General features: G+C 67.9%; 17 protein-coding genes and 1 pseudogene. 11 read left to right on the top strand and 7 right to left on the bottom strand.

All coding sequences use genetic code 11. The features are described 5' to 3' along the window. Positions 1-3 precede the first annotated feature (3 nt). From araB to arfA, 4 genes are all read left to right on the top strand, one after another. Positions 4-1776, top strand: a complete 1773-nt coding sequence (gene araB, locus TV39_RS00780) for a ribulokinase (protein ID WP_043476906.1) — start codon at positions 4-6, stop codon at positions 1774-1776. Further along, positions 1773-2453 carry an L-ribulose-5-phosphate 4-epimerase gene (locus TV39_RS00785; protein WP_043476909.1) on the top strand — a complete coding sequence of 227 codons (681 nt, stop codon included), beginning with the start codon at positions 1773-1775 and terminating at the stop codon, positions 2451-2453. Before araB ends, TV39_RS00785 begins: the two co-directional genes overlap by 4 nt. A gap of 34 nt (positions 2454-2487) precedes the next feature. Then, the gene (gene araA, locus TV39_RS00790; RefSeq protein WP_043476912.1) at positions 2488-4023 is read left to right on the top strand and encodes an L-arabinose isomerase; all 1536 of its coding nucleotides are present in this window, start codon (positions 2488-2490) and stop codon (positions 4021-4023) included. Positions 4024-4234: 211 nt separating this feature from the next. Beyond that, positions 4235-5752, top strand: a complete 1518-nt coding sequence (gene arfA, locus TV39_RS00795) for an arabinosylfuranosidase ArfA (RefSeq protein WP_043476995.1) — start codon at positions 4235-4237, stop codon at positions 5750-5752. Here arfA and TV39_RS00800 read toward each other — a convergent pair. After that, complete coding sequence (locus TV39_RS00800) at positions 5749-6819, bottom strand: family 43 glycosylhydrolase (RefSeq protein ID WP_043476915.1); 1071 nt, start codon at positions 6817-6819, stop codon at positions 5749-5751. The genes arfA and TV39_RS00800 overlap by 4 nt on opposite strands. Positions 6820-6967: 148 nt before the next feature. On the opposite strand from TV39_RS00800, the gene TV39_RS00805 reads away from it, so the two are divergent. The 4 genes from TV39_RS00805 to efeB all read left to right on the top strand — a co-directional run bounded on the left by TV39_RS00805 (position 6968) and on the right by efeB (position 11565). Continuing rightward, on the top strand, positions 6968-7972 hold the full coding sequence (locus TV39_RS00805; RefSeq protein ID WP_043476918.1) for a LacI family DNA-binding transcriptional regulator: 1005 nt from the start codon (positions 6968-6970) through the stop codon (positions 7970-7972). Between the two features lie 131 nt (positions 7973-8103). Continuing rightward, positions 8104-8958 (top strand): iron uptake transporter permease EfeU, encoded by an 855-nt coding sequence (efeU, locus tag TV39_RS00810; RefSeq protein WP_043476921.1) that lies wholly within the window; start codon positions 8104-8106, stop codon positions 8956-8958. A 31-nt stretch (positions 8959-8989) separates the two neighbouring features. Beyond that, positions 8990-10219 (top strand): iron uptake system protein EfeO, encoded by a 1230-nt coding sequence (gene efeO, locus TV39_RS00815; RefSeq protein WP_043476923.1) that lies wholly within the window; start codon positions 8990-8992, stop codon positions 10217-10219. Then, positions 10216-11565, top strand: coding sequence for an iron uptake transporter deferrochelatase/peroxidase subunit (gene efeB, locus TV39_RS00820; protein WP_043476925.1), 1350 nt, complete (start codon positions 10216-10218; stop codon positions 11563-11565). The genes efeO and efeB overlap by 4 nt, the downstream gene beginning before the upstream one ends. On the opposite strand, the gene TV39_RS00825 is transcribed toward efeB, so the two are convergent. From TV39_RS00825 to TV39_RS00840, 4 genes are all read right to left on the bottom strand, one after another. Continuing rightward, the gene (locus TV39_RS00825) at positions 11558-12751 is read right to left on the bottom strand and encodes a fumarylacetoacetate hydrolase family protein (protein WP_235347227.1); all 1194 of its coding nucleotides are present in this window, start codon (positions 12749-12751) and stop codon (positions 11558-11560) included. The genes efeB and TV39_RS00825 overlap by 8 nt on opposite strands. A gap of 5 nt (positions 12752-12756) precedes the next feature. Further along, the gene (locus TV39_RS00830; protein WP_043476929.1) at positions 12757-14229 is read right to left on the bottom strand and encodes an aldehyde dehydrogenase (NADP(+)); all 1473 of its coding nucleotides are present in this window, start codon (positions 14227-14229) and stop codon (positions 12757-12759) included. Next, positions 14226-15572 (bottom strand): L-fuconate dehydratase, encoded by a 1347-nt coding sequence (locus TV39_RS00835; protein WP_043476931.1) that lies wholly within the window; start codon positions 15570-15572, stop codon positions 14226-14228. Before TV39_RS00835 ends, TV39_RS00830 begins: the two co-directional genes overlap by 4 nt. Positions 15573-15707: 135 nt before the next feature. After that, positions 15708-16436, bottom strand: a complete 729-nt coding sequence (locus tag TV39_RS00840; RefSeq protein ID WP_043476933.1) for a GntR family transcriptional regulator — start codon at positions 16434-16436, stop codon at positions 15708-15710. Between the two features lie 243 nt (positions 16437-16679). Here TV39_RS00840 and TV39_RS00845 point away from each other — a divergent pair, with 243 nt between their 5' ends. Both TV39_RS00845 and TV39_RS00850 read left to right on the top strand, forming a co-directional pair. After that, positions 16680-18020: an MFS transporter gene (locus TV39_RS00845; protein WP_043476936.1), complete on the top strand. Its 1341-nt coding sequence runs from the start codon at positions 16680-16682 to the stop codon at positions 18018-18020. A 136-nt stretch (positions 18021-18156) separates the two neighbouring features. Further along, positions 18157-18594, top strand: a complete 438-nt coding sequence (locus TV39_RS00850) for an SRPBCC family protein (protein WP_043476939.1) — start codon at positions 18157-18159, stop codon at positions 18592-18594. Positions 18595-18622: 28 nt separating this feature from the next. Here TV39_RS00850 and TV39_RS00855 read toward each other — a convergent pair whose 3' ends face one another. Then, positions 18623-19585, bottom strand: coding sequence for a 1-phosphofructokinase family hexose kinase (locus TV39_RS00855; RefSeq protein WP_082049367.1), 963 nt, complete (start codon positions 19583-19585; stop codon positions 18623-18625). A 71-nt stretch (positions 19586-19656) separates the two neighbouring features. On the opposite strand from TV39_RS00855, the gene TV39_RS00860 reads away from it, so the two are divergent. Further along, on the top strand, positions 19657-20292 hold the full coding sequence (locus TV39_RS00860) for a DedA family protein (protein ID WP_043477001.1): 636 nt from the start codon (positions 19657-19659) through the stop codon (positions 20290-20292). Between the two features lie 75 nt (positions 20293-20367). Here TV39_RS00860 and TV39_RS00865 read toward each other — a convergent pair. Then, positions 20368-21828, bottom strand: a pseudogene (locus TV39_RS00865) (DUF222 domain-containing protein). Positions 21829-22056 lie beyond the last annotated feature (228 nt).

The following is a 22056-nucleotide window of genomic DNA, read 5'->3' on the forward strand; positions in this document are numbered from 1 at the left end:
TTGATGGGCGTCACAGCAGACGGTTCAGACAGCTATGTGATCGGTGTGGACTACGGCACGCTGTCCGGGCGGGCCGTGGTGGTCCGCGTCCGGGACGGCAAGGAACTGGGCAGTGGAGTGTTCGAATACCCCCACGCTGTGGTCACCGACTCCCTGCCGGCGGACCTCGCGGGCGCAAAAAATGGAACAGCCGCGCGGCTTCCCGGGGAATGGGCCCTGCAGGTGCCCAACGATTACCGTGACGTGCTGCGCCGTGCGGTGCCCGCTGCCATTGCCGACGCCGGGATCGACCCCGCCGCCGTGGTGGGAATCGCCACCGACTTCACCGCCTGCACCATGGTCCCGGTCAAGGCCGACGGCACACCGCTGAACGAACTTCCCGGCTTCGCCAACCGGCCGCATGCGTACGTCAAGCTGTGGCGCCACCATGCCGCCCAGCCGCAGGCGGACCGGATCAACGCCCTGGCCGCCGAGCGCGGTGAAGCCTGGCTGCCGCGCTACGGCGGGCTCATCTCCTCCGAGTGGGAGTTCGCCAAGGGGCTGCAGCTGCTGGAGGAAGACCCCGGCGCCTATGCCGCCATGGACCACTGGGTGGAAGCGGCCGACTGGATCGTCTGGCAGCTCTGCGGCAAATACGTCCGCAACGCCTGCACCGCCGGCTACAAGGGCATTTACCAGGACGGCCGCTACCCGTCCGAGGAGTTCCTGGCGGCCCTGAACCCGGACTTCAAGGATTTTGTCAGCACCAAGCTGGAGCACGCCATCGGCAGGCTCGGCGACGCTGCCGGCTACCTGACGGCCGAGGCCGCGGCCTGGACCGGGCTGTCCGAAGGCATAGCGGTGGCAGTGGGCAACGTGGACGCGCACGTCACGGCGCCGGCGGCGAAGGCGGTGGAGCCCGGGCAGCTGGTGGCCATCATGGGCACCTCCACCTGCCACGTGATGAACGGTGCCGAGCTGCGGGAAGTCCCGGGCATGTGCGGCGTGGTGGACGGCGGAATCGTCGACGGACTGTGGGGCTACGAAGCGGGCCAGAGCGGGGTGGGCGACATCTTCGGCTGGTTCACCGCGAACGGGGTCCCGCCCGAATACCACCGGGCCGCCGCCGAGCAGGGACTGGGCATCCACGAATACCTCACCGACCTGGCCTCCCGCCAGGCCATCGGCGAACACGGGCTCATTGCCCTGGACTGGCACTCCGGCAACCGCTCCGTGCTGGTGGACCACGAACTGTCCGGCGTGGTGGTGGGCCAGACCCTCGCCACCCGCCCCGAAGACACCTACCGCGCCCTGCTGGAAGCCACGGCCTTCGGCACGCGCACCATCGTGGACGCCTTCCGCGACTCGGGAGTGCCGGTCAAGGAGTTCATCGTGGCCGGCGGCCTGCTGAAGAACAAGCTGCTCATGCAGATCTACGCGGACATCACCGGCCTGCCGCTGTCCACCATCGGCTCCGCCCAGGGCCCGGCGCTGGGCTCGGCTATCCACGCCGCCGTGGCCGCTGGTGAATACGCCGATATCCGTGTGGCTGCCGCGGCCATGGGCTCAGAGCCCGGGGGGATCTATATTCCGATTCCGGAAAATGTTGCCGCTTACGAGGAACTCTTCCGGGAATACCGGACGCTGCACGACTACTTCGGCCGCGGTACGAACAGCGTGATGCACCGGCTCAAGGCCATCCAGCGTGCGGCCAGGCCGTCGTTTGCCGCCGCCGCTGAACCGGCCGCTGCTGAACCGGCCTCCAATGAACCAGCTGCAGAGGAGGTGTCCGCATGAGCCACCTTCTGGAAACCATTGCGCAGGTCCGCCGCGAGGTCTGCGAACTGCACGCCGAACTCACCCGCTATGAACTGGTGGTGTGGACGGCCGGCAACGTCTCCGCCCGCGTTCCCGGCCACGACCTCATGGTCATCAAACCGTCCGGAGTCTCCTATGCCGACCTCACACCGGCGAGCATGGTTGTCACCGACCTCTACGGCACCCCGGCGGACGGGGAGTGGGGCAATCCGCCGTTCTCGCCGTCGTCGGACACGGCTGCGCATGCATACGTCTACCGGCATATGCCGGAAGTGGGCGGGGTAGTGCACACGCACTCCACCTACGCCACAGCGTGGGCGGCCCGCGGCGAGGCCATTCCCTGCGTGCTGACCATGATGAGCGATGAGTTCGGCGGCAGCATCCCGGTGGGCCCGTTCGCGCTGATCGGCGACGACTCGATCGGCCAGGGAATTGTGGAGACGCTGCGGAACTCCACGTCGCCGGCGGTCCTGATGCAGAACCACGGGCCGTTCACCATCGGCAAGGATGCCCGGTCCGCGGTGAAGGCCGCCGTGATGTGCGAGGAAGTGGCGCGCACCGTCCACGTCTCCCGTCAGCTGGGCGAGCCGCTGCCCATCGACCAGGCCAGTATCGAATCCCTCTATGCCCGCTACCAGAACGTTTACGGCCAGTAGCGCCGGCCACCCACACTTCTCCAGGAGAACCCCCATGAGCACAGCCCACAGCACGTCCGCCAACACAACGTCGCTCGAGCAATACGAGGTCTGGTTCCTCACCGGCAGCCAGCACCTGTACGGCGAGGACGTCCTCAAGCAGGTCGCGGCGCAGTCGCAGGAGATTGCCAATGCGCTGAACGGATCCTCGGACGTTCCGGTCAGGGTGGTGTGGAAGCCCGTCCTCACGGATTCGGAGGCGATCCGCCGCACCGCGCTGGAGGCCAACTCCGACGATTCCGTGATCGGGGTGACGGCCTGGATGCACACGTTCAGCCCGGCCAAGATGTGGATCCAGGGCCTGGACCTGCTGCGCAAACCGCTCCTGCACCTGCATACCCAGGCCAACGTCGAGCTGCCCTGGGCGGACATCGACTTCGACTTCATGAACCTCAACCAGGCCGCCCACGGCGACCGTGAATTCGGCTACATCCAGTCACGCCTGGGCATTCCCCGCAAGACCGTCGTGGGCCACGTGTCCAACCCGGAGGTTTCCCGGCAAGTGGGCGTCTGGCAGCGCGCTTCCGCCGGCTGGGCCGCCGTCCGCACACTGAAACTGACCCGCTTCGGCGACAACATGCGCAACGTGGCCGTCACCGAAGGTGACAAGACCGAGGCCGAGCTCCGCTTCGGCGTCTCGGTGAACACCTGGTCCGTGAACGAGCTCGCCGGCGCCGTGCACGGCGCCGCGGCGTCCGACGTCGATGCCCTCGTTGCGGAGTACGAGCGCCTCTACGACGTGGTCCCCGAGCTGAAGGCCGGGGGAGCGCGGCACGAATCGCTGCGCTACAGCGCACGGATCGAACTCGGCCTGCGCAGCTTCCTCGAGGCCAACGGCTCGGCCGCGTTCACCACCTCCTTCGAGGACCTGGGGGAGCTGCGCCAGCTGCCCGGCATGTCCGTACAGCGGCTGATGTCGGACGGCTATGGCTTCGGTGCCGAGGGTGACTGGAAGACCGCCATCCTGGTGCGAGCCGCCAAGGTGATGGGCGCGGGCCTGCCCGGCGGCGCTTCGCTCATGGAGGACTACACCTACCACCTTGCTCCCGGGCAGGAGAAGATCCTCGGTGCGCACATGCTGGAGGTCTGCCCGTCGCTGACCGCCACCAGGCCGCGCGTCGAGATCCACCCGCTGGGCATCGGCGGCAAGGAGGATCCGGTCCGCATGGTGTTCGACACCGACGCCGGCCCCGGAGTGGTGGTGGCGCTGTCCGACATGCGCGACCGTTTCCGCCTCGTGGCGAACGCCGTCGACGTGGTGGACCTGGCCGAACCGCTGCCCAACCTGCCGGTGGCCCGGGCGCTATGGTCTCCCAAGCCGGACTTCGCCACGTCCGCCGCGGCCTGGCTCACTGCCGGAGCCGCGCACCACACGGTGCTGTCCACCGCCGTGGGCATGGACGTGTTCGAGGACTTCGCGGAGATAGCGAAGACAGAGCTGCTGACCATCGACGAAGGCACCACCATCCGGCAGTTCAAAAAGGAACTGAACTGGAACGCGGCCTACTACAAGCTGGCTGGCGGGCTCTAAGGGGCCCAGCTCGACACGGCTGCCGTCCCGGCGGCCGCGCAGCAAGCCCGCATCCAGTAACGGATGCGGGCTTTGCGCGCTAAAGCCGGACGATGCCCGGACCGCCCTTGACGGATCCCGGATGAACGCTAACAATTAGTTTCTATAACGTTGTAGAGAACAAGAAAACGAGGATGTTTACGTGGGCACTACCGAATCTGCCGCAGGCAAAATGACCGCCAAGATCACCCTGGACCCCGCCTTCGCCGTAGGCCCGGTCCGGCGCCGCACCTTCGGCGCGTTCGTGGAGCACCTTGGCCGCTGCGTCTACACCGGCATCTTCGAGCCGGGCCACCCGAAAGCCGACGACGACGGCTTCCGGACCGACGTCCTGGAGCTCACCCGCGAACTGGGCGTGTCCACGGTCCGCTACCCCGGCGGGAACTTCGTCTCGGGCTACCGCTGGGAGGACGGCGTGGGGCCGGTGGAGCAGCGGCCGGCGCGGCTGGACCTGGCCTGGCACTCCACCGACCCCAACCATGTGGGCGTGGACGAGTTCGCCAAGTGGTACGCCAAAGCGGGCGTCGAACCGATGATGGCCGTGAACCTGGGCACGCGCGGTACGCAGGAAGCCCTGGACCTGCTGGAGTACTGCAACATCGACGGCGGGACGGCGTTCTCCGACCAGCGCCGGGCCAACGGGGCCGAAAACGGCTATGGCATCACAATGTGGTGCCTGGGCAACGAGATGGACGGCTTCTGGCAGATCGGCCACAAGAACGCCACCGAATACGGCCGGCTCGCTGCCGATACTGCCCGCGCCATGCGGATGGTGGACCCCGGCCTGGAGCTGGTGGCCTGCGGCAGCTCCGCCCCGAGCATGCCCACGTTCGGCGAGTGGGAGCGCGTGGTCCTCACCGAAACCTACGACCTCGTGGACATGATCTCCGCCCACCAATATTTCGAGGACTTCGGCGACCTGCAGGAGCACCTCTCGTCCGGGCACCGGATGGAGGCGTTCATCAAGGACATCGTGGCGCATATCGACCATGTGAAGTCGGTCAAGAAGTCCGCCAAGCAGGTGAACATCTCCTTCGACGAATGGAACGTCTGGCACATGAGCCGCGACGAATCAAAGGCGCCCACCGGCAAGGACTGGCCCGTGGCCCCCGTGCTGCTCGAGGACCGCTACACCGTGGCGGACGCCGTGGTTGTGGGCGACCTCCTCATCACGCTGCTCCGCAACACCGACCGCGTCCACTCCGCCAGCCTGGCGCAGCTGGTCAATGTCATCGCCCCGATCATGACCGAACCCGGCGGGCGCGCCTGGAAGCAGACCACCTTCCACCCGTTTGCCCTGACCTCGGAGCACGCCAGCGGCACGGTGCTGCAGCTCGCCGTCGAATCCCCGCTCCTCAGCGGCGGCAAGACCGCGGACTTCGCCGCGCTGTCCGCCGTGGCCACTTTCGATGAGGCTTCCGGGGAGGCCGTGGTGTTTGCCGTGAACCGCTCGGCGACGGAACCGCTCGCGTTGGACGCCGCGGTCGCCGGGCTGGGGAACGCGAAGGTTGTCGAGGCAGTCACCTACGCCAACAAGGACCCCTACTGGCAGGCGACGGCGGATGACTCCACCTCGGTGCTGCCCGGCGAAAACGTCAGTGTAAAGCTCGACGGCGGCCGGCTCACCGCCGAGCTCCCTGCGGTGTCGTGGAGCATGATCCGCCTCGCTGTCGACAGGGCGGGCAGCTAGTGCCCAAGCAGCGCCGGGTCTAGGTGAACGGGGGCGTCCAGGTCGCGTGTGCAGACCAGGACGTCCCCTTCCACATGCAGCCGCGCCGCGTGGATGCTGGTGCGCTGCTCCCGGACCGCCCGGGCCGGATCCGCCAGGCCGTTGGCCATCTCGGTGTCCTGCCACTCCGGATGCGTGAAGTAGAAGATGTAGGCGTGGTGGCCCTGGGTGACCACATCCGCGTGCCGCCCGTAGGTGGCGTCGTCCGCTCCGGTGCCGGGGGTGTCCAGGATGAGGCCGCCGTTGGCTTCCTGCCGGGTCCACGTGAGGCCGTCTGCCGAGCGGTGCACGGCCTGGCCGCGCCACTCATCCACCACCATCCAGTACCAGCCGCCCAGCCGGAACACGTTGGGACCTTCGTGGGCGGGCAGCCCGATCACCTGGCCCTCGGCCCGCCAATGACCGTCGGAACCCATGCGTCCGGCGCGCCCGACGGCGGTGCTGCCGCTGCTGCCGCCGTCGTCGTCGTCGTCCGTTTCTTCCCGGAGGGCCGTTTCTTCCCACACCGCCGACCATGTGGTGGAGCCGTCCACCTCGTCCTTGAACCACAGGCGCAGCCGGCCGTCCGCCACCACGGCGAAGGCAGCGTCAATGACGTTTTCGGAGCCGACGTCCACCCGGCCCGCGAACTCCCACTGCTCCAGGTCGGGGCTGGTGAAGTGCACCAGGCGACGCCTGGTCTGCTCGGCCCAGGTGCCCGGAGCGCCCGCGCCCCAGGTCAGGAACATGTGATATTCGCCGTCATGCCACACCACCTCCGGCGCCCAGTGCGTATTCAGCCCGGGGGAGTCTTCCGGATCGAGCCCCTCCGCCGCGCCGCGGTACTGCCAGGTGGCTCCGGCATCGTTGGAGACGGCAATTCCGATCCGGGTGCCGGTGATCCAGTCCACGCCGCCTGTGGTGAGGGTGGCGCGGCGGGCCGTGTAGAACATCCACCACTCGCCGGTGCCGCGGCGGTGGATGACGGTGGGATCGGCGGCGCCGTCGAACACCGGGCAGCGGAAGAGAGGGGAATGGGCAAGCGGCATGGCTGTTCCTTCGGGGCTCGCTGGCGGAGGCCGGGTGGGACGGTACGGCCGGGCCTAGCCTATAACGTTGTACAAGCTATGGACAGGGCAAAAACCGCGCTGGTCTGCAACGATGTAGCTGAAAGTGTTGCCGGGAAGGGAATCACCTGTGGCTGTGACCATGAACGACGTTGCGCGCGCGGCCGGCGTCTCGCTGAAGACCGTGTCCAACGTGCTCAACGAGTACGAGTTCATCCGGCCGGCCACGAAGCAAAAGGTGCTGGATGCCATCGCGGAACTGGGTTACGAAGCCAACCTGACGGCGCGCAGCCTGCGCTCCGGGAAGACCCGCATGCTGGGGCTGGTATTGTCCGACCTCTCCATCCCCTACTACGCTGAGCTCGCGTCCCGGCTGATGAATGTCGCAGCCGGCCGCGGGTACCGTGTCCTGGTGGAGCAGTCCGGGGCCACTGCCGCGCACGAGTTGAGCGCCCTGCAGGGTCCGTTTCGGCAGCTCACGGACGGGCTGCTGTTCACCCCGCTGACCCTTGATGCCGGGACCATTGCCGCGCACCGGGGCGCCAAGCCGGTGGTGATGCTGGGGGAGCACATCGCGGACCTGCGGTTCGACCTGGTGACCATGAAGAACGCCGAGGCGGCGGCTGCAATCACCGCCCATCTCCTCTCAGGCGGCCGGCGCCGCATCGCCGTCCTCGGCGCCGCGGCAGGCGACACCGCGGACAGTCCCGGCCTGCGCCTGAACGGCTACCGTCAGGCACTAAAAGCGGCGGGAGTGGAATTCGATCCCGCCCTGGTGGTGGAGTGCGACTGGCGGCGCGACGGCGGCGCCTCGGCTGTGGGCGGACTGCTCGGCAGCGGCGTCCCGTTCGACGCGGTCTTTGGCCTGAACGATGCCATAGCGCTGGGCGCGCTGCACGAACTCCTGATCCGCGGTATTCAAGTACCTGACGACGTTGCAGTGGCAGGCTTCGACGACATCGAGGAAGCCCGCTTCGCGTCGCCATCCCTCACCACGGTGTCGCCCGGCATGGCGGAAATCGCCGAGAGGTCCATCGCATTGCTCATCGACAGGATCGAAGGCGCGGAGCCGGCCGCCGAAGGCCTCCGCATCGAGGCCGGTTTCGAGCTGAAGATCCGGGATTCGGCGCCTTAGGGCAAGGCCCGGCCGGCCCAGCGTAACGTTCGGCGAATTAGCGCACGTTTGGTTTGCTTAATTCTCGAGCTTGGGTGATCCTCGTATGAGGCAAGCCTAACCTTGGCTCCGATAATTGAGGCTCTACGTTCATGACAGCAAACTATTTGATCGGCCTGCGCGAAGGCCTTGAGGCGACACTCATCGTTGTGCTCCTGATGGCATATCTCCTCAAGACCGGGCGGCAGCACCTCCTGCCCAGGCTGTGGGCGGGCGTCGCAGTGGCCGTCGCCGTGTCCGCAGGGTTCGGGGCGCTGCTCACCTTCGGTCCGCGCGGTCTCACGTTCGAGGCGCAGGAAGCCATCGGCGGCAGCCTCTCCGTGGTGGCCGTGGCACTGGTGACCTGGATGGTCTTCTGGATGGCCCGTACCGCCCGCGCCCTCGGTACCGAACTCCGCTCGCAAGTGGACAGGGCGGCAGGCGGCGCCGGCTGGGGGCTGGCGGTCGTCGCCGCGCTGGCTGTGGGCCGGGAGGGCCTTGAAACTGCGCTCTTCCTGTGGGCGGCCGCCCAGGCCACCGGAGAGTCGGCAACACCGCTCTTCGGCGCGCTGCTGGGGCTGGCCACCGCCGTCCTGCTCGGATTCCTGCTCCACCGCGGAGTCCTCAGGGTCAACCTCGGAGCGTTCTTCACCTGGAGCGGCGCCGCGCTCGTCGTCATCGCCGGCGGCGTCCTTGCCTACGCCGTCCATGACTTCCAAGAGGCCGGGATCCTCCCTGGACTCCACAGCCTGGCCTTCGACGTTTCGGCGGCCATCCCGCCGTCGTCCTGGTACGGGACCGTACTTAAGGGCACCCTGAACTTCTCACCTGCCACCACGTGGCTGGAAGCGGCGGCATGGCTGCTGTACGTCCCGGCCGTGCTGTTCTTCTACCTTCGCTCCAACCGCCGCGGCCGCGCATCATCGCAGCCGGACACAGCCGCCCGGGCTGCCGTCGCGGCCTCCTGACCCCCACTCCCACACCCCAAAGGACCACCCAATGCCCAGCCCCAGCCTGCCCGAATTCGACCCCTCAGCATCGGCCCGCACGCCACGGCGCCGCAACGGTGCGGCCAGCCGCCTGGCCGCGGCAGCCGCCGTCGCCGTCCTTCCGCTGACACTGGCCGCCTGCACGGACAACGCAGCGCCGTCGTCCTCGGCCGGCGCCGCAGGTCCCATCCAGGTCACCAGTACCGGCGACGCCTGCAAGGTGTCCACGGCGTCCGCGAAGAGCGGCAACCTCACCTTCGCGGTCCAGAACGACGGCGACCAGGTCACCGAGTTCTACCTGCTGGCGGAAGACGGGCTGCGGATCCTGGGCGAGGTGGAAAACATCGGGCCGGGGCTGACCCGCAACCTGGTGGTCACCGTTCCTGCCGGGAAGTACACCACCGCCTGCAAGCCCGGCATGGAAGGTGACGGCATCCGGGCCGGCTTCGACGTGACCGAATCCGGCAGCCAGCCCGCGGTGGACAGCGACCTGAAGGCGCTCAGCGACCAGGGGACGGCCCAGTACGTGGCCTACGTCAAGGACCAGGCGGAACAGCTCCTGGCCGGCACCAGGAAGTTCGCCGAAGCCTACGCGGCAGGCGATACGGCCACCGCAAAGAATCTCTACGCCGCAACGCGCATGCACTGGGAGCGTATCGAGCCGGTGGCCGAGTCCTTCGGCGACCTCGATCCCAAGCTGGACGCCCGCGAAGCGGACCTGGCCGAAGGCGAAGAATGGACCGGCTGGCACCGCGCCGAAAAGGACCTGTTCCCGCCGGCCGGGTTCCAGGCCCTGGGCGCAGCGGACCGCGAAAAGCTCGCGGCCCGGCTGGTGGCTGACACGGAAGAGCTGGCCACCCGCACCCGGACCGTGGAGCTCACTGCCGACAAGCTGGGCAACGGCGCCAAGGAACTGCTGGACGAAGTGGCCACCGGCAAGGTCACGGGTGAAGAGGAAATCTGGTCCCACACCGACCTGTGGGACTTCCAGGCCAACGTGGACGGCGCACGGATCGCCTTCGAAAACCTCACGCCTGTGCTGGAGCAGAAAGACCCGGAGCTTGCCAAGAGCCTCGACACCAAATTCGCTGCGCTGCAGGCCGAACTTAAGACCCATGCCCAGGGTGAGGGCTTTGCCTACTACAACGAGCTGAGCCCCGAGCAGGTGCAGCGCCTCGCCGCCCTGGTGGACTCCCTCGGCGAGCCGCTGTCCAACCTCACCGCGGCAGTCGTACTGTGAGCGGCTGCCCTTTCAGCGGCGGCCAGGACGGGGTTGAACGGGACGCGTCCCAAGCTAATCCGGTTGCCGGGCGCGGGGTTTCACGGCGTGGCCTGCTCTCCTTCGCCGGCGTCGGGGGCGCCGGGGCACTCGCCGGCCTCGCCGCCGGGCTGTGGGGCCGCGACGCCGTCTTCGCGGCGGAACCTGCCGCCGTGGAACCGGCCGCTGACACCGTCCCCTTCCACGGGGAACGCCAGGCGGGAATTACGACGGCGGCGCAGGACCGCCTGCACATGGCCGCCTTCGATGTCATCACCGAGGACCGCGACGAGCTGATTCGGCTCCTCAAAGACTGGACCTCCGCCGCGGAGGCCATGACACAGGGCCGCGAAACGGGTGAAACCGGGGCGGCAGGCGGCTCCTATGACGCCCCGCCGCAGGACACCGGCGAGGCCATGGGCCTTAGCGCCGGCAAGCTCACCGTGACCTTCGGCTTCGGTGCCAGCCTGTTCGAAAAGGACGGGAAAGTGCGGTTCGGACTTCAGGGCCGGCGGCCGGATGCCCTCATCGACCTGCCGCATTTCCCGGGCGATGACCTGCAGGCGGGACGCAGCGGCGGAGACATCCTTGTGCAGGCCTGTGCCGACGATCCCCAGGTTGCCGTGCACGCCATCCGCAATCTGGCCCGGCTGGGGTTCGGGAAGGTCCGCGTCCGCTGGTCCCAGCTGGGCTTCGGACGCACGGCCTCCACATCGCGGGCGCAGCAGACGCCCCGCAACCTGTTCGGGTTCAAGGACGGCACCAACAACCTCAAGGTCGAAGACACTGAGCTGCTGGAGAACCATGTCTGGGCTGAGGCGGGCAACCGTCCCGGGGAGGCCTGGATGGAGGGCGGAAGCTACCTGGTGGCCCGCCGCATCCGCATGCACATCGAGATCTGGGACCGGACGTCCCTGGGCGAGCAGGAATCCCTGATCGGACGGACCAAGGCCGAGGGCGCCCCGCTGTCCGGCGGCAAGGAATTCACCGCCCCGGACTTCAGCATCAAGGGCAAGGACGGCAAGCCCCTGATGGGCATGGATTCACATGTCCGGCTGGCCCACGCCGACCAGAACGGCGGCATCCGGATGCTGCGCCGCGGGTACAACTACACGGACGGGTCAGACGGGCTGGGGCACCTGGACGCCGGGCTGTTCTTCATCGCCTTCGTCAAGGACCCACGCACGCACTACGTGCCCATGCAGATGGCGATGGCCAAGCAGGACACCCTGGCCGTGGAGTACCTCAAGCACACCGGCTCCGCCCTGGCCGCGGTGCCGCCGGGCACGGGGCCCGGCGGCTTCATCGGAGAAGGCCTCTTCAGCTGACGCCGGCGGCGCCCACAGCCGAAGCGGAGCGCTCCTGCGCGGCGAGGTAGGCGAACAGCTGACGCAGCCCGAAGCGCCACCGCGGCAGCTCTTCGGCGGCACCCACCGCGTTGATGAGGGCCCCGAGGTGGCGGCTGCGGATGGTGACCACGTCCCCCATCTTGTGGGTGAAGCCCTGCCCGGGTTCGTCCCGGTCCTGCGTGGGCGCGAACAGTGTGCCCGTAAACAGCGCGAAACCGTCCGGGTACTGGTGGTGCCCGCCGAAGGTCGCGGCCACCAGCTCCTCGAACGGCCGGCTGATCCGGGCCACGGTGTTCCTGCCTTCCAGCAGGTACCCGTCTGAGCCCTCCACCCGGAGCAGGATCTCTTCCTGCCGCAGGGTCTCGAGCGTGAACCCGCCGTCGAACAGCCGGATCAGCGGCCCCAGCGAGCTGGAGGCGTTGTTGTCCTTGGCCTTGCCCAGCAGCAGCGCACTTCGTCCTTCAACATCGCGGAGGTTCACATCGTTGCCGAGTGTCGCGCCAACAACCTTGCCCGTGGACGTGGCAATCAGTACGAGCTCCGGCTCCGGGTTGTTCCAAGAGGAGAACGCAGGAATTCCGATGCCGGCACCCAGGCCCACCGAAGAAAGCACCGGTGCCTTGGTGAAGACCTCGGGGTCGGGACCGATGCCCACCTCGAGGTACTGCGACCACAGCCCTTCGGCCATGAGCACCCGCTTGGCTTCGGCGGCCTCGGGGGAGCCCGGCCGTACCTCGCCGATACTGCCGCCGAGTGCCCTGCCCACAAGCTCCCGCATCTCGGTGGCCCGGCCGGCGTCCCCGCCGCAGCGCTCCTCGATGACGCGTTCGATCATGCTGTCCACGAACGTCACTCCGCAGGCCTTGATGACCTGGAGGTCGACGGGGGCCAGCAGGTGCGGCCGCGTTGTGTCCCGCGCCAGGGACGCCTCGACGACGTCCGCGGTCTTCCAGCGCGGCTCGGACATGGCGGAACGGGCGTCCGCAGCGGGTTCGGAACGTTCCAGCAGTTCGGATACCGTGCCGGCGAGGTGCTGCAGGTCGAACACGTCCCTGCCTTGCACGGCCACTACCCGCGGTCCGGAGCTTTCCACGTCCCAGAGGCGGCCGATGAGGAGGGCGTCCTCCGCGTCCTCCGGAAGGACAGCTGCGGGCGACGCCGGCAGCGCCGTCACAGCCGACCCTCCGGCAGTGCGGACGGGCGGCGCCAGACGCCGTCGACCCTTTGTGGGACGTTCCACGGGTTTGCATCCTGCAGCGGCTCGGGCAGCCGCGGCTGCGGGAAGGACTGGAAGGCCACGGGCCGCAGGAACCGCCGGATGGCGGCCGTCCCCACGGAGGTGGTGCCCGACGTCGTAGCGGGGTACGGGCCGCCGTGGTGCTGGGCGTAACTGACGGTCACTCCCGTCGGCCAGCCGTTCCAGAGCAGGCGCCCGCTGATGTCCGCGAGCCTGCCGGCAAGCTCGGCGACGTCGTCCTCGGGTTCCGCCTGCAGGGTGGTGGTCAGCTGGCCCTCCAGGAGCCCGGCAAGGGCGCCGAGTTCGGATTCGTCGCTGTACTCCACCACCAGGCTGGCCGGCCCGAACATCTCCTGGCGGAGGATGCCGGGGTCCCGGCGGACGGCATCGGCCGTGGTCAGCAGGACGGTGGGTGCCGGCGCCTCGGCGAAGTCGCCGTCGAGCAGCACCTGCACGCCTGCGGTGTCCCGCAGGTCAGCAACTGCCTGCCGGAACCCTTCATGCAGCCGTCCGCTGAGCAGCTGCGCCGGGGCGAAGTCCGCGAGGGCGGTCCGGAGTTCGTCCCGTACCTTCTCAGTTTCTCCGGCCGGGACGAAGAGCACACCCGGCTTGGTGCAGAACTGACCCATTCCCAGGGTGAAGGAGCCGGCATAGCCGGCCAGGATCTCCTCGCGGCGTGCGGACCAGGCGTTGCCGGTGACGAAAACGGCATTGATGCCGCCCAGTTCGCCAAAGAACGGGATCGGCTCGGGCCGCGCAGCTGCGCGGTCGAACAATGCCCGCCCGCCCGCCGTCGAACCCGTGAAGCCGATGGCCTTCACCAGCGGGTGGTCAACCAGTGCCTCCGCAGCCTGGCGGCCGGTGACCAGGGAGAAGAGGCCCGACGGCGCCCCGGCGCCCGCGAGAGCCGTGGTCACCGTTTCGGCGGTGCGGACCGCAAGTTCCCGGTGTCCGTCGTGCGCCTTGTGGACGACGGCGCAGCCGGCCGCCAGGGCTGACGCGGAGTCGCCGCCCATCACGCTGAAGGCGAAGGGGAAGTTGGACGCCCCGAAGACACCCACCACGCCGAGCGGCACCTTGTAGCGGCGAAGGTCCGGCCGCGGCCCCATGCCCCAGGCGGCATCTTCGTGGTCGATCGTCGCGTCGAAGTGCTCGCCGCGGCGGATCTCGTCGGCGAAGAGCCGGAGCTGGAAGACGGTGCGCTTCAGCTCGCCCTGGAGCCGCTGACCGGCGAGATGGGTTTCCGCGGCCGCGGTCTCAACGAGGATCGCGGCGTCGCCTTCCAGGCCGGCGGCTACCGCTTCAAGCCATGAGGCCCGTGTTCCGGGACCTGCCAGGCGGGCCTTTTCGAAGGCTGCGTGGGCGGCCTCGACGGAGGCGTTCAGCTGGCCGGCGGTGGTGTTCATCGGCCGGCTCCGGCAGGTGCAAGGCTGGCGCCGGTGACGGCGGCACGGTTTCCCACTTCAAGCCACCCTGCGCCGGAGGGGAATTCCCAGCGCGTCCGGGAGGCGCTGAGCATTTCGGCCCCGGTGCCCGGGCGTTCCGGGGCGGCATAGCGTCCGCCGGCGATCCGGACCGGTTCGGCGAAGTGTTCATGCAGGTGGTCCACGTATTCGATCATGCGGCCGTCCTGGCTTCCGGTGATGGCGGCGTAGTCGAAGAAGGAGAAGTGCTGGACCAGTTCGCACAGGCCAACGCCGCCGGCATGCGGGCAGACCGGGACACCGAACTTGGCGGCGAGAAGGAGGTTGGCGATGTTCTCGTTGACGCCGCCCACCCGGGTGGAGTCGAGCTGGAGGACATCGATGGCGCCTGCCTGCAGCAGCTGCTTGAACACAATGCGGCTGGCTACGGCCTCGCCGGTGGCGACGCGGACCGGGGCTACTCCCTTCCGGATGTCCGCATGGCCCAGGATGTCGTCGGTGCTGGTGGGCTCTTCGATCCAGTAGGGATTGAACTCGGCCAGCTGGTTGACCCATTCAATCGCCTCGGACACTTCCCAGCGCTGGTTGGCGTCGATGGCGATGGGAAGGTTGCCCACCGCCTGCCGGGCGAGGGCCATGCGGCGGCGGTCGTCAGCGATGTCGCCGCCCACCTTGAGCTTGATCATGGAGAATCCGGCGGCGGCGGCCTCCTTGCTGAGCCGGACGAGCTTCTCGTCGCTGTAGCCCAGCCACCCCGGCGACGTGGTGTAGGCGGGGTAGCCATCCGCCCTGAGGGAGGCGATCCGTGCGGACTTGCCGTCCTGGCCTGCCCGGAGGATGTCCAGCGCCTGCTGCGGGTTCAGTGCGTCGCGGATGTGGGTGAAGTCGACGACGTCCACGATCTCTTCCGGGGACATCTCGCTCAGGAGCAGCCAGAGCGGTTTGTTCTCGCGGCGGGCGCGGATGTCCCAAAGGGCGCTGACCAGCGCGCCGGCCGCCATCTGGGTGACGCCCTTTTCCGGGCCGAGCCAGCGGAGCTGGGAATCGTGGATGAGGCGCTTGGAGGCGTTGCCCAGGTCGTAGATCAGTTCATCGATGTCCCGGCCCCGGAGAAGGGCTGCGTAGGAGTTGATGGCTGCCGTGAGGATCTCGTTGCCGCGGCCGCAGCTGAACACAAAGCCGTGGCCTTCATCGCCCGCATCGGTGCGGATGACGACGTAGGCGGCGGAGTAGTCGGGGTCAACGTTGACCGCGTCGGAGCCATCGAGTTCGAGCGATGTGGGAAAGCGGACGTCCTGGGTGGTGATGGAAGTGATGGAAGGCATGGATCTCTTCTCTCGCATTGATCTGGAGGGTGTGCATGATTTCCTATATGAATTTCCACAATAATATAGGAACTGTGATCCAGATCAAGTGCCGAGGGTAAAAAGGAGCCCCGGCCGCGGGGCCGGGGCTTGGATCTAATCCACGATGTGCCGTCTGGGCGGGCCGCCGTCCTGCAGCGGCGCGAGGTCGGCGTGGCCTTCGAAGGCCTGGGCGAAGCGGGCGAAGGAGTTGCGGATGTGCTCCGCCATGGCCGCTTCGGCCAGCTCGGGCTGGCAGGCTTTGATGGCTTCGCGGACCGCCGAATGTTCCGCCACGGTAATGGCGCCGTCCACGTCGGCCGGATAGAGGCGGAAGGTGTGCAGGTGGCAGTGCGTCTGTGCGAAAGCGTGGCGGACTACGGTGTTGCCGGCGGCGGCAAGGATCGTGTCGTGGAAGCGGGTGTCATGGGCTACCAGGTCCTGCCGCAGGTCACCCGCGGACTTCATGGCGCCGCGGAACGCCGCGATTTCCTTCTCGAGGGCGGCCGCGGGGTTGGCTAGCCGGTCTATAGCGGCCGAGCGCGCAGCCCAGGGCTCCACCAGAAGCCGGAACTCAAAGAGTGAGCGCAGTTCGGCCAGGTCCAGGAGCGGCGTGGTGCTGTATCCCCGGCCGGGGTTGTAGACCACGAGATTGTCCCCTTCGAGCCGCTGCAGCACCTCGCGCACCGGCGTTTGCGATACGCCCAGCCTCCGAGACACGGCGTCGATGTTGATCCGGGTTCCGGGTGCGATTTCGCCTTCGAGGATGGAGGCGCGCATGGACGAATACACATCGCTGACGGCCGCTTTGCCGCGGGAGATGTCGGAAGACTGACGTGGGGGCACGCGCTGACCTCTTAGTGCTGGTTGGGGTTGTTGTTCGGGTGGGAGTCGCTGGGGGAATCATATTCCACGGGACCTACAGTCGCCCCGGCGGGCGTTGCTTCGGGCGATTTTTGAGGGGGGCTTGATCTGGATCACGTTTTCTATATGATTAACCAGATTCCTATATGATTTGGCATCGATATCTTCGGTGTCTTCCCCGGTGCCACAGGCACCCGAAGCCATGTTCACGTCGAAGGAGACCACATGACTGCGCTCGGAAGTAAAGTTGCCAGTACGTCATCGCCCAAAAATCCCCGCAGCATGACCCGCAAGCGCTGGGTCATTATCTGGCTTGCCTTCATCGGGTTGAGCATCAACTACCTGGACCGCTCCAGCCTCAGCGTTGCCCTGCCTTTCATGGGCAAGGACTTCGAACTCACCGCGACCCAGCAAGGCCTCATTTTTGCGGCCTTCTTCTGGGCCTACGACTTCTGCCAGCTGGCTGCCGGCTGGTACGTGGATAAAGTCGGGCCGCGCCGGTCGTTTTCGCTGGCGGCCGTCTGGTGGTCCGTCTTCACCATGGTGACCGCCGCGGCGACGAACTTCTGGTCCCTGTTTGCAGCCCGGTTCCTCCTGGGTGTGGGCGAAAGCCCTGCGCCCAGCACCGCTGCCAAGGTGGTGGCCACCTGGTTCCCGGTCCGTGAACGGGCTTTCGCCACCAGTATTTGGGACTCGGGTTCCCGCGTGGGGGCCGTGATCGCGCTGCCCATCGTTACCCTGATCGTGGCGCTGACCTCATGGCATGCTGTGTTCATCATCATCGGCGTGGCGGGCGTCATCTGGGCCGCCGTCTGGTGGAAGGTGTACCGCAGCCCTCAGGAGCACCCCGGCGCCAACGCCGCCGAGGTGGCCTACATCGAGGAAGGGGGTGCCCGCGGCGAAGGCAGCGATGACGCCAATGCCGCCAAGCTCCCCTGGCGCTCACTCTTCAAGTACCGGACCATCCTCAGCATGATGTTCGGCTTCTTCTGCCTGAACAGCGCCATTTACTTCTTCATCACCTTCTTCCCGAGCTACCTCGTCAAGGAGCGCGGATTCGACCTGCTCAAGCTCGGCTTCTTCGGCGCCATTCCGGGTATCTGCGCGGTGCTGTGCGGCTGGCTGGGCGGATACCTGGCCGACCGCGCCGTCCGCGCCGGCGCATCCGTCACCAAGGTCCGGAAGACCGCCATCGCCGGCGGCCTCGCAGGCGGTTCGGTGATCATGTTTGCCGCTCTCGTGCCGGAAGCCTGGATGGCCTTGGCGCTGCTCTCGGTCGCCTACTCAAGCCTCACCGTCGCAGCGACCGGCATCTGGTCGCTGCCCGCGGACGTCGCCCCGAGTTCCAGGCACGTCGGATCCATCGGCGGACTGCAGAACTTCGCCTCCAACCTGGCCGGGATCTTCACCCCGATCCTGATCGGCGTGCTGGTGGACCAGACCGGTTCCTTCGTGGCCCCGCTGGCGGTCATCGGAGCAGTCTCGCTCGTGGGCGCCGCAAACTACCTCTTTGTCATGGGCAAGATTGAGCCCCTGAAGGTCAAAGAGCCCGTAGCCGTGGTGTAACCGTAGAAAGGAGGGCGGCAACCCGGAGGGGTTTGCCGCCCTCTTTTTGCACTTGCCCCGGCGCCTGAGCGCCAGCGGCTGATCGCGGCACCTTGCCGTAGCCTGAGTCGAAAAGGCGCAAGGGGAGGCAACAGGCATGGTTGACGTAGTGGTGGAAACCGAGATCCGCCGCTCCCGCGGAGTGGTGGCGGCCTTTGCCGCCGATCCGGAGAACGCTCCGGCTTGGTACGCGAACATCAAGGCAGTCAGCTGGGAGTCGTCTCCGCCCTTGGCGGTGGGATCGAAGGTGGCCTTCAGGGCACAGTTCCTGGGCAAGACCCTGGAGTACCTCTACGAATTCACCGAGCTGGACCCCGGCCGAAAGGTCGTCATGCGCACGGCTCAAGGCCCCTTCCCCATGCAAACCACTTACACGTGGTCGGATTCGGGAAGCGATGCCACGCGGATGACCTTGCGAAACACCGGGAAACCCGCGGGCTTCTCCGCTGTCGCGGGCCTGGTGATGGCCCCCATGACGCGCCGCGCCATGCGCAAGGACCTCGCGAAGCTGAAATCCCTTCTGGAAGCCGACTGACCGCAGCCAACCGTTTCCTTCCGGCCGGTCAGGTCGCTGTGTTGGCGAGCTCAGCCTCCAGGCGTTCCACGTCGGCCCGGTGGCACAGTTCGGTGGCAGGCGTCATGACCGTGGCACTTCCGGCGGCCACGGCGGCCCGGAAAGCCCCTTCAAGCGGGCGGCCCTGGGCGAGCCGGAGCACAAAAGCGCCGAGGAAGCTGTCCCCGGCTCCCACCGTGCTGACCACCGGCACGTCCGGCACGGTGAGCCGGATGAGTCCGGACTTCGACGCGAGCAGGGCACCGGACCCGCCGAGCGTGAGGGCGACGTGTTCCGCAGCTCCGTCAGCAACGAGGGCCGACGCCGCGTCCACCTGGCTCTGCTCACTGTCGAGGGCGGCGCCGAAGTGCGCTCCCAGTTCGCGGAGGCTTGGCTTGACCATGAACACTCCAGCGGCCAGCGCCTCGGTGAGTGCCGGCCCGGAGGCGTCAACGACGCAGTGGGCACCCGCCTGCCGCGCCAGGCGGGCAACCCTTGCATAGAAGTCGTCCGGGACTCCCGGCGGGAGGCTGCCGCTGGCCACCACGTAGCCGCCCGCCGACATGGACGCGGCAACAAGGTCCAGGCAGGCCTGCCATTCCGGTTCCCTGAGCTCCGGGCCCTGGAGCACGAACCGGAACTGTTTCCCGGTGGAGGTCTCATCAACGGTGAAGTCCTGGCGGGTGCTCCCTTGGATGGGGACCGCCAGCGTCGGGATGCGCTCGGCCTCGATGAGCCGGCGGTAGGCGTCCCCGGTCGGGCCGCCCGCGGTGTACACCGCCAGGGTTTGTCCGCCGAGGCGCTGGATGACACGTGCCACGTTGATGCCCCCGCCGCCCGGGTCGAGGCGGCTTGCGCCGCACCTGAGCTTATGGCCGCTGCTGACCTGTTCGGTTGAGGTGCTGATGTCCAAGGCCGGATTCACCGTCAGGGTGAGAATCGGCTTAATGCCCAACTGCTGTGAGGCGTCCATGGCCCCAGCTTAGGAGACGCGGGGACCTGAAGGGCTGACGGCCACCCGTCCCAACTGCCACACTGTTGCTGATGCAGGCATTCTTCGACGGACTCCTCAACGCCAGCCCGGTGCTGGTGGCCTGTGTTGTGTTCGCGCTCGTTTTCGCCGAGGACGCCCTCTTCATCGGCTTCGTCATTCCGGGCGAAACCGCGGCGGTGGTGGGAGGTGTGATCGCCGGCAAGGGTGGCTTCCCGCTCGCGGCGATGATTGCCGTCGTGGTCTCGGCCGCGATCCTGGGCGACACGGTGGGGTACGAAATCGGCAAGCACTTTGGCCCCCGGCTGATGTCACTCAGGATCTTTGACCGGAAACGCCACCAGCTGGAAAAGGCCCAGGAGTTCCTGAAGCGGCGGGGCGGCCCCGCCATCTTCCTTGGCCGGTTTACCGCTTTCTTCCGCGCCGTGATGCCGGCCCTGGCCGGGCTGAGCGGTATGCCCTACCGGCGGTTCGCGCTGTGGAACATCACCGGCGGCGTGCTGTGGGGGAGCCTGTTCGTGACCCTCGGATACCTTGCCGGGAACTTGTACGACGAGGTGGCACACACCGCCGGAAGTGCCGCCGCCATCGTTGTAGCCGCAGTGGCAGTCGGCCTGCTGGTCACATGGCGGATCCGCCGGCACCGGCGGGCGACGGCGGCAGACAGCAGCGCGCGTCCACAACGGTGACCCCCAAGGGGGTTACTACTCACTAGGGGTGACTACTCACTAGGGATGACCGGGCAGCAGAGGCAAGGGTCGATCCTAGGCCGCGATGAAGAGGGCCCAGTCTGGGAAGGGGTCCGCCGGTAGTGGTGGCCCGGTCTCTCCGGCAGCGGAGGCACCGGCAAGTATTTCCGGCCAGTGTGGTGGTTCCCAGTCCTGTTGTTCGCTGGGGTAGGAGCGTCCGGCGGGTGAGATCCAGCCCGGTGGCTGGTCCCGGGTCGCGCCGACCGGTCTCCATGCTGTGCTGTGTTTGAGGCGGTGGTGCTTCCGGCAGGGCTGGCCCAGGTTGCTGATGCCGGTGCCGCCGCCCTCGGACCAGGCCAGCAGATGGTCCGCTTCGTTGTCCAGGGAGGGGTTGTTGCAGCCGGGAAAGGGCACCGGCCGTCCCGAAGCCGCAGCCATTGGCGCATCGCTTTCGGAACCGGGTAGCTGGTGCGTCCGATCTCCAGCGGCGCCCCGTTGCGCGGGTCGGTCAGCACCCGCAGGAACGATCCGGCACCGTCCGCGACCAGCCGGCGGGCCATGGACGGCGGAACGGGACCATACCCGTCCAGGATGGCCGGTTCCGTCCCGGCACCCAGGAGCGAGAACACCGGAACCGTCACCAGCACCTGCGCCTTCGGTGACGGGGTGCCTTCGGCCACCCCGGCCAGCAGCCAGTCCGCGGCGACGTCCGCACGGAGCTGGGTCAGGGTCCTGGACTCGGCCGGGCCCTGCAGGGCCCGCGCCGCGTGCGTGGCACGGGCCCACACACCCGCCGCCACCTCCGCGGTCACATAGGCCGAGAGCCAGGCCATGCCGTCCCGGTCCGGGACAAATTCCAGCCGGCGGTCCGTCACGCCCTTGCGGTGGCGCGCTTCGATGCTGACCGGATGGTGCCGCTCACGCCAGCTGCGCGCCTTGGCCCGGAACCTGCCCGGCACCAGCTCCCCGGCCGGGCAGCCACGCGCAGCAAAAAGGGGCCCCGGGGTCCAGGAAATGAGCCTCCAACGCAGCAGCCCCGGCGGGGTCCAGGCCGGACGTTTCATCACACATCACCCGGGCGTGCTGCCACGAAATACGCCCCGACCCCAGCGCGGACAGCGTCAGCGGCAACCCGGTGGTCAGGGCGGCTGACTCCGCCAACAACGCCGCCGCCGATCGTTCACTCACCGTCAGCACACAGGCGACCTCTGCCGTCACCGCCATGTCCCGGGCGGTCCGCTCCTGCGGGGAAACGGCCGGCGCCGCCAACGCCGCAGCCGCGGCCGCGTAACCGGCAGCGAAGTGCACCTTCACCGCGGCCAGCATGGCTTCCAGGCCGCCGACCCCCGCCAGACCGTCCAGGCACGCGTCCGCCTCATCCCGAAGAGGGTCAGCACCGGCAGAATCCGCGGCCCCGCCCACGCTCCCGGCCCCGGCCCCGGCCACGTTCCCGGCCCCGTGACCGGCACATGCAGCCAACACGGCAAGGGAAGCCTCCATGGCCTCCAACGTCTCCGCAACCACCCTGCCCTCCATACCCACAGCATGCCAGCAGGCACCGACAATAAAGCGGCCTCAAAGTGGCAGGCGACGTCAGCCTTCCAGGATCTGCCTGATCCCGAACTCGCCCACGGCAAACATCCGCGGATTATCGTCCGAGTTGCTCAGCATGGCGGTGGACAGGATGAGGGCCCRGSSCYGGGCCCTCAKCCWGGTGTCGCTTTCCACTGCGGAGCCAAAGGCGTCCGTGAAGCGGCGGCGGGC

Origin of the sequence: Arthrobacter sp. SPG23, assembly GCF_000876655.1 — a bacterium.
GTDB lineage: Bacteria > Actinomycetota > Actinomycetes > Actinomycetales > Micrococcaceae > Arthrobacter.

Coding starts and splice junctions, on each gene's coding strand:
- araB (WP_043476906.1), top strand. CDS start 4: ATGGGCGTCACAGCAGACGGTTCAGACAGCTATGTGATCGGTGTGGAC.
- TV39_RS00785 (WP_043476909.1), top strand. CDS start 1,773: ATGAGCCACCTTCTGGAAACCATTGCGCAGGTCCGCCGCGAGGTCTGC.
- araA (WP_043476912.1), top strand. CDS start 2,488: ATGAGCACAGCCCACAGCACGTCCGCCAACACAACGTCGCTCGAGCAA.
- arfA (WP_043476995.1), top strand. CDS start 4,235: ATGACCGCCAAGATCACCCTGGACCCCGCCTTCGCCGTAGGCCCGGTC.
- TV39_RS00800 (WP_043476915.1), bottom strand. CDS start 6,819: ATGCCGCTTGCCCATTCCCCTCTCTTCCGCTGCCCGGTGTTCGACGGC.
- efeU (WP_043476921.1), top strand. CDS start 8,104: ATGACAGCAAACTATTTGATCGGCCTGCGCGAAGGCCTTGAGGCGACA.
- efeO (WP_043476923.1), top strand. CDS start 8,990: ATGCCCAGCCCCAGCCTGCCCGAATTCGACCCCTCAGCATCGGCCCGC.
- TV39_RS00830 (WP_043476929.1), bottom strand. CDS start 14,229: ATGAACACCACCGCCGGCCAGCTGAACGCCTCCGTCGAGGCCGCCCAC.
- TV39_RS00835 (WP_043476931.1), bottom strand. CDS start 15,572: ATGCCTTCCATCACTTCCATCACCACCCAGGACGTCCGCTTTCCCACA.
- TV39_RS00845 (WP_043476936.1), top strand. CDS start 16,680: ATGACTGCGCTCGGAAGTAAAGTTGCCAGTACGTCATCGCCCAAAAAT.
- TV39_RS00850 (WP_043476939.1), top strand. CDS start 18,157: ATGGTTGACGTAGTGGTGGAAACCGAGATCCGCCGCTCCCGCGGAGTG.
- TV39_RS00855 (WP_082049367.1), bottom strand. CDS start 19,585: ATGGACGCCTCACAGCAGTTGGGCATTAAGCCGATTCTCACCCTGACG.
- TV39_RS00860 (WP_043477001.1), top strand. CDS start 19,657: ATGCAGGCATTCTTCGACGGACTCCTCAACGCCAGCCCGGTGCTGGTG.